The 7,099-nt window shown below is 44.5% G+C and carries 9 protein-coding genes; all 9 read right to left on the bottom strand.

Going from position 1 to position 7,099, the window contains the following annotated elements; all coding sequences use genetic code 11:
* Positions 1 to 102: 102 nt before the first annotated feature.
* Positions 103 to 240, bottom strand: a complete 138-nt coding sequence (locus BCR26_RS18470) for a hypothetical protein (protein WP_169818848.1) — start codon at positions 238 to 240, stop codon at positions 103 to 105.
* A 37-nt stretch (positions 241 to 277) separates the two neighbouring features.
* A complete protein-coding gene (locus tag BCR26_RS18465; RefSeq protein WP_169818848.1) occupies positions 278 to 415 on the bottom strand; it encodes a hypothetical protein in 138 nt (45 codons plus the stop codon).
* Between the two features lie 22 nt (positions 416 to 437).
* A complete protein-coding gene (locus BCR26_RS18460; protein ID WP_169818850.1) occupies positions 438 to 581 on the bottom strand; it encodes a hypothetical protein in 144 nt (47 codons plus the stop codon).
* 18 nt (positions 582 to 599) lie between these two features.
* The gene (locus tag BCR26_RS03095; protein ID WP_069697504.1) at positions 600 to 959 is read right to left on the bottom strand and encodes a hypothetical protein; all 360 of its coding nucleotides are present in this window, start codon (positions 957 to 959) and stop codon (positions 600 to 602) included.
* A gap of 19 nt (positions 960 to 978) precedes the next feature.
* Positions 979 to 1,362: a hypothetical protein gene (locus tag BCR26_RS18245; protein WP_139124865.1), complete on the bottom strand. Its 384-nt coding sequence runs from the start codon at positions 1,360 to 1,362 to the stop codon at positions 979 to 981.
* A 350-nt stretch (positions 1,363 to 1,712) separates the two neighbouring features.
* Positions 1,713 to 2,525, bottom strand: a complete 813-nt coding sequence (locus BCR26_RS03085; protein WP_069697502.1) for a hypothetical protein — start codon at positions 2,523 to 2,525, stop codon at positions 1,713 to 1,715.
* Entirely contained in the window at positions 2,494 to 3,855 is a 1,362-nt protein-coding gene (locus BCR26_RS03080; RefSeq protein ID WP_069697501.1) for a CpaF/VirB11 family protein, read from the bottom strand. Before BCR26_RS03080 ends, BCR26_RS03085 begins: the two co-directional genes overlap by 32 nt.
* 151 nt (positions 3,856 to 4,006) lie before the next feature.
* Positions 4,007 to 4,381: a hypothetical protein gene (locus BCR26_RS03075; protein ID WP_211272281.1), complete on the bottom strand. Its 375-nt coding sequence runs from the start codon at positions 4,379 to 4,381 to the stop codon at positions 4,007 to 4,009.
* Positions 4,382 to 4,407: 26 nt separating this feature from the next.
* Entirely contained in the window at positions 4,408 to 7,041 is a 2,634-nt protein-coding gene (locus BCR26_RS03070; RefSeq protein WP_069697499.1) for a hypothetical protein, read from the bottom strand.
* Positions 7,042 to 7,099 lie beyond the last annotated feature (58 nt).

Below are 7,099 nucleotides of genomic sequence, written 5' to 3'. Positions count from 1 at the left end.
AAAATAATTCCGCCTATAACAACTGTGTAAATCATCCAACTTAATATGCTTGTCTCTCTTTCCATTCTATGTTCTTCCTTTCATTGGCTCTTTTTTTGGTGGTTACGGGAGTAACCCTTGTAAATACTCAAACACTTGGTTCGTTAATCCTGGGAATGTCACTTTCGCTACAGCGAAAATAATTCCGCCTATAACAACTGTGTAAATCATCCAACTTAATATGCTTGTCTCTCTTTCCATTCTATGTTCTTCCTTTCATTGGCTCTTTTTTTGGTGGTTACGGGAGTAACCCTTGTAAATACTCAAACACTTGGTTCGTTAATCCTGGGAATGTCACTTTCGCTACAGCGAAAATAATTCCGCCTATAACAACTGTGTAAATCATCCAACTTAATATGCTTGTCTCTCTTTCCATTCTATGTTCTTCCTTTCTAACTTTAGTAGGTCACACTTCTTTTTTGTAAAAAAGCGTGTGCCAGTTGCAGTAATTCAGGGTGAAACACTGCCACTGCTAGTAGTATTACCCCAACAAAAAAACTTGTCACCATCATAATCACAAACCCTTGCGTTTCATCCTCCATTGTTTTTCACTTCCGTTCTTACCGAATTTGGGCGGTCGCCGATCCCTTAATCGTGTGGGAAAACACAGTCACTGGCAATAATGGTGTTTGGAACTCACACTGAATGGCATAGGTGACGGTTTCCCCAAAAGGAACTTTCTCGTGCAATTGTGGGCTTTCTACTGTGTAGACGGCGTGGGTATTTTCTTCACCATAACGTGCCAATTCTTGGAGTGCATCGTCGGTCAAGCCACCATAACGCTCAATCGTGTAGTTGACTCTTTGCTTGTAATTGTTTACATCTGATAAACCTAAACCCAATGCCCATAATCCCACAAAACTAACCACAGCGATTGCACCAATTAGGAGCTTTACCAATAAAGATATATAGCTATCCACTTCTTCTCTCCTTTCCTTTCTATAGTAGTAAACTCGTCACAATCGTCGAATAAATCATTGCCCCTAGAATCCCTAGTAAAGGCACACCTAAGGCAAACACCAAGAACATTGGCAGTTTCGACATCTTTCGCACCTTATAGTCAATGATCTCATGGACACCTTTGAACAGCTCGTCATTGGCAATCCGTCCTAATTCTTGAATGATGGTTGGGTCATCGGACGATTGTTGGTAATAGTACAACGTGGTCATGAAATTCAGTGCTTCATCCGTGTTACTACAGACTTCCGCAAAGCGAATATACGGCGCAATTGCTTTCGGCTGATCGGTCATTTCCGCCATTAGCTGATACAAAGGTTCTTGTAACGGGTGTCCGTCTAACCGTCGCGCGATTTTGTCAAACATGCCATACAAGCTTTTGCCATTGCCCCCCGCTAAGAGATACGGAATAAGCATCCGACAAAATTTGGAGAACGAGACTTGTTGGACAAAATGAAATTTTTTGTAGCTACGCTGAACATTGCGGTACTTTTCCAGCCAGTACGCACCCCCAACAATGACAAATAACAACAAGAACGCAGGGTGAACAAAAGAGGCAAAACCAAGGCCTAATAAAAAACAAAGCAATGTAATCGCAATTCGTTTGAGTTGAAAACGATCAATCTCTTTTAGGGTAAAGCCCATTTTGTCCCCCAGCTCATAAATTTTCTTTTCGGTGAAAGCTTGTAAGAGTTTGGTTTTCAGTGTTGGTTCCATTAGAAGGTCACCTCCATGATTTCATCATCGTAATAACAGGCAAAGCCTTTATGAAACACAACCGTAATCACCACCATGTACACGCCGCAAGTAATCCAACCAACAGGTGATTGGGCAAAACTGCTCACATATTGCGCCAATCCTAACGGATACACATGTAACCCTAAAATGATGGCACAGGACAGGAAAAAATACAGTACAATCTGATCTGCCACTCGTTTTTTCCGTTGCATGAACCCTTTCCGCTCTTCCCGCAACTGATTGTGGTACGTTTTCAGGTCTCGAATCATATCGATATTCGTCCGTCCTTCTAACGCAATAGTCTCAACTTGTTCCATGAACAACACAAACACCACATCACTGGTGTACCGTTCCGTAAAGGCCGCAAAATGAAGGGGAATCTCTTCTGTCGACGCTTCTTGTAAATGAACCAACAGCTGATCCAAGTCGTCTCGGAATTCCCCCGAACACCGCTCTGACGCCATGCTTAATGCCCGAAACCAACTGAGACTGGGGTCTGTTAACAGCTGGACCAAGTTGTTTAGAAATTTGTTTCGTTGGTCAAAGGCTTGGTGGAGGTAAAACCGTTGCACATTTTTTGGCAAGAGAATACGGTAGCCATATAGCCCATAAACGAGGCAAACAGGCAACACTACCCAGAAGTTATGCAGCAACAAAAACACCACCGCCCCTCCAACCAAACTTGGCACAAGGATATTCACCGTATAGTCTACATTGGCGATTGGTTTGCCATAGGCAACCTTGTAGGCGTTTAGTTCGTCAATCGTGTAGCGCTTCTTTTGTCGAAACATGTTCCTCCTCCTTCTTTTCTTCAGATACCAAGCGTGCTTCCTGCCCAAAATCCATCATTCGTTCGTACAATGGCAACGGGAGTGGATCGTGAAAAGTGGCGCTGAGTTTTCCTTCTCGGTCACACCGTTGGGTAAACAGACAGTGGTTCTCTGATTCGCCGTAATAGAGGATTTCACTGATATACCGCACTTTTCTCGTGCCAATGACCCGCACCTTGACTTGTACACCGATATCCACATACGTGCGAATGTTTCGTAAAAATCGGTCTTCGTTCACTGAAAACTCCTCTAAAATCATGCTTAGAATGCGGTCAGGAATGGCTTCTGCTGTGACCGCATGGACGGTGGTAATACTGTGGTGATCCGTCATGATTCCTTGAAGCCATTCATAGGCTTCTTTGGCGTACCGCATTTCCGTGACCATGAGCCATTTCGGATTGTTTCGCAAGCCTGCCTTGATGAGTTCGTCCATCCCAATCCGTTCATTGCCATACCAAGACAACACGTCTTTGTCTGGGAACAAGGGTTTGACGTGGCTTTCCGGCACGTCTTCCACTAACGCAATGCGTTCATTGAAAGGAATCCCTTCAATGAGTAATTTTTGGAGTTCGGTTTTCCCTGCGCCTGTTTCTCCTGATAATACAAAGTTGCACATGGCACCCACACACGCTTGTAATAACCGCAAGGCTTTCAGTGGCGCAATCTCAGAAAAATTGGCTTCTGTTAGCACCAGTGAGGGTCGGGAGACCCGAATCGCTAAGGTCATGCCTGCCGTAGACAAACACGAATGGACGGCATTGACCCGCAAATGGTGAAATTGTATGTCCAAAATCGGGTCTTTCGTGGTAAATTCTTTGCCATCAGAGTTGGCTAATTTGGTGGCGATTTTCTCCATGTAGGCATTGGACACCTCTTTTTCATAGACCCATTTTGCCGTGTTGGATTCTAACACCAATTCGGTGCCATTGTAGACAATATCGGTGATGGTTTCGTCTTGTAAAATCTCTTCCAGTAGCCCAAGCCCTACATTTTCTCGGAGAATTTTATCCACCAATTCAGCTTGACGATCTGGTGAGACCTTACCTGACATTTCTTTGGCAATGATTCCCTTGAGTTCCTCTTTCGCCTCTTCACTCACCAAACTGGCAATTTTTAGTTTGGCGTGTTTTTGGTTCAGGTATTGACTGGTCACACGTACCAATCGTGCTTCTTCCTCTTCATTGACAAGGGTCACTTCTTCTTCCGAAACCACTTCTGTCTGTTCTTCTTCTCCTATTTCAGTGGTTTCTTGCGTCTCCCCTGGTTCTTTTTTTGTAAAAAAACGAACCATTGTTCATCACTCTCCTTTTCATTTAGGGTGGACAAGCAAAAAAGAAGCAACATAACTTCTTGCTTCTTTGTCTTCTTATGAAACAAACACTTGATTTTAGCAAGCAACTGTTTGTTATTTTGTATAGCATATGTCTCTTAACATCGGTAAATTACAGTCCTTCTTGTATGTCAAACGCATAGGTCGTTTGGTACCACTTGCCCCCGGCTTTCATTTTGACACGAACGGCTTTCACACCACCGGTGTTTTCACGTAAATAGGTATATCGAACTTCTTCTGCCGTTTGCGTACTGGCTAATTCACGTTGCAGTTTCTTCGTTGTTTCCGTCTCGAAACTTTTCTCGTCCAAAAAGACTTCTCCTTCTTGTACACGAGAAGCTGGATCAACCGCAGCTGCCGCCGTTGTTTTGACGGTCTCGTTTAGCGATAAAAAAATGTTGTCTTGGTTGTTGGCTTCTCTTTGGTAGTTCACCAAAATAATGCCAAACGAACACACAAACAACAAGATCCCTAGGATCAGTAACATATCTTTCATAGCTTAGTTCCTTTCCATCACTTACTCTCAGCGAACCACGCGAGGTCTGCTTCTGTAAAGTTATTCGGTCGTTGGTAGTGGAAGGGTTGTTTGGAGTCTATCGGAACAAGAACAATTTCATCCTGTTGAATCGTACTGGACGCATACGTCCCGAACATATACGCTTCTATGGATAGGCGGTCTTCTATTAGTACGGAAATCTCATGAACGCCTATAGGTTCAGTCGTCTCCACTTCGACTGGATAGACCCCTAAGTCTTGCCAAATCGGCACATAAAACTTCCGTCCCCCATTTTTTACCTCTTGTTTAATTCGTGGATCATGGGTTTCTACTTGTGCGTTTGAAAAAAGATTCCCTGTGGTCTTTTCAACCCACACGTTCGGTAACACATACGATCGCCCTTCTTTTTCCAGTGGTACAGACACTTTCCCTTCTTTTTTCTCATATTCTAGGAAACTATCTAACAAGCTTTCAGGTGCGTTGAGAGAAAAGCCGACGGTTGCCGTTTGTCCTAAGTCATTGGTATAGGTTGGTTTCAGGGTGTAGGAAAACCCATACCCTGTTTTTTGAGGCGCTAGCTTCGGCACGTCTAGGTTCAACGTTTCATAGTACAATTCCATGTCTTTCCCGTAGGTACGCGCTGTTCGAACAACATTTTTATACTGAACCTGTCCTTCTTCCGCCGCTACCACCAGTTCTTTTTCAGACGACGTATAGCCGTCGGTATCCAGTTGCAAGGCTGTCACTAGAATGTCCTCTTCATTGCCTACTTGGATCCTTGCCTCGTAGTTGTGCCGTTGTTCCTTCACCAAAAAGTCTGTAGGAATCGTGCCTTTGATTGTTTTTGGTAAGTCTTGTAGGGCATAGTCTTGTTCATAGACGACGGTTTTCGTGTCTCGATCCGTTAGCGTCACACGAACAGGTAACTCTTCGTCTCCTAAAAGCGTGGGATCGTACAACCATTCTTGGGTGACCTGTAAGCGAAACGGCAAGCCTTTGTCTGCTTTGGCGGTGTCAATCTCCAATCGTTCTAAGCCAACGGTCGCATAAGGCAGTTCATAGTAGAAGGTAATCTCCAGATTGGTTGCCCCTATAGTGCCTGTCACCGGATCTGTCGTCAAGGGGCGATACGGCGTGTTGCCTTTTTTTAAGTCCGTTCGTGGGGTAAACCGATAGGCTTCTCCTCGACGTTTGGTGACCTTCTCTTTGTCGACAATCAGTTGGTTGGTGATCTTATCCACGTGGGAGACAGTCAAGGTACGTTGGAGATCGTAGTACAAGACAACTTTGTTTCCACCTGTTTGAACCACACCTGTGACGGGGGTCAGACTCGTTGGCACATAGGTCTCTGACCCGATTGTTAAAGGATTGGTCGGCGTATAGGAATACGTTGACCCAATGGCTTTGGATTCGGTTTTCGTTTGAAGCAACCGGTTATCGTACTTGTCTCGGTGTTCGACCACCACATCCGCATTCTTTTTCACTTTGATGTTGAGAATCGTTTGTTTTGGGTCTCCAGCACGTGCTCGCAAAACATTTTGAAGCCACGGTGCTGTATAGACTAACGAAGCCCCAATATAAGAGGGATCTATATGGTATTGGAATTGGATGTATCCTAAATCCTTACTGTTAGGCGATGCCGTTAGTTTTACGGTATTGCCAGTTTGTTGGACGGTCACATTGGCGGAATTGGTTGTCATTTTATAATAACTCAATGAACCGTTAGTATCCGTCAGGGTCTTCGTCTCCCCTGGTATTAACTCAACGGTTTGATTGGCAAATGATGGTAACACATAGAATTGATTGACTTTTGCCATAGTGTTTTTTTTGAATGCATCGTACCCTGCTTGACTCGCCTTTCCAGCATAATCGTAAATCCCAGAGGTGGTGATTCCTGTGACCACTTCTTGAATCAATCGTTCCGTATAGAAGGCGTTCACAATGGATTGTTGGGTTTCCCAACCCCAATAGGCCACTAGAGAAGATTTTATATAAGCCGCCTGATTATTATTTACCACAGCATAGCCTGCGTTTGCGCCCCAATTTAGTGGAACCCCCGGTTGAATACACCACAACAGCTTGCCTCCGCTGTCTCGTTTGGCATACCAGCCTAGCTCACTATTACCGTTGCTTTGTCTCCAACCGATGGTGGACGACCCATAACTTGTGTCAACGAAAACTGTTTCTGCTCGCAAGAACGGGTCAGCGTAACTAGTCATGGTGTCCAATACCCCAACTAAACTGGACAAATTGTCTCGGTAAGAGGAATCCGTCCTACTACGGAGTTCTCCCTCCACCCAGTCATAGCCATTCAGCGTTAGAAAGTTGCGCCACTCTTTCTCTCCTCTTTGGGGCTGTTCTTCTCCCACTATTTTTTGTTGGTACGCCAGCCAATTGTCTGTGAGAGCCGGAGGAACAGTCGTTTCTTGCTCTTTATTTTCTGCCCCTTCTGGTGTCGATTCTTCTGTGGCAGACGTACCAGTCTCCTGTGTTGGTTGTTCGTCATTGTGTTTAACAGACTCGGATTGTGTGGTTACGGTATCCGCACATACCACAACAGGTTGAATCAACTGTAACACCAGCACAACCAAAAGCGTTAGAACCAATTTTCGTTCTAACGCCCATCTCATGATTCGTTTTGTTTTGTTCATTTGTCGTTGCTCCTTTCATGAATCTTGTTTTTCATCCGCATAGGCGGGACTGCGGATA

This window comes from Enterococcus rivorum (genome assembly GCF_001742285.1).
Lineage (GTDB): Bacteria > Bacillota > Bacilli > Lactobacillales > Enterococcaceae > Enterococcus_L > Enterococcus_L rivorum.
This window is presented reverse-complemented; position numbering and strand designations above follow the sequence as displayed.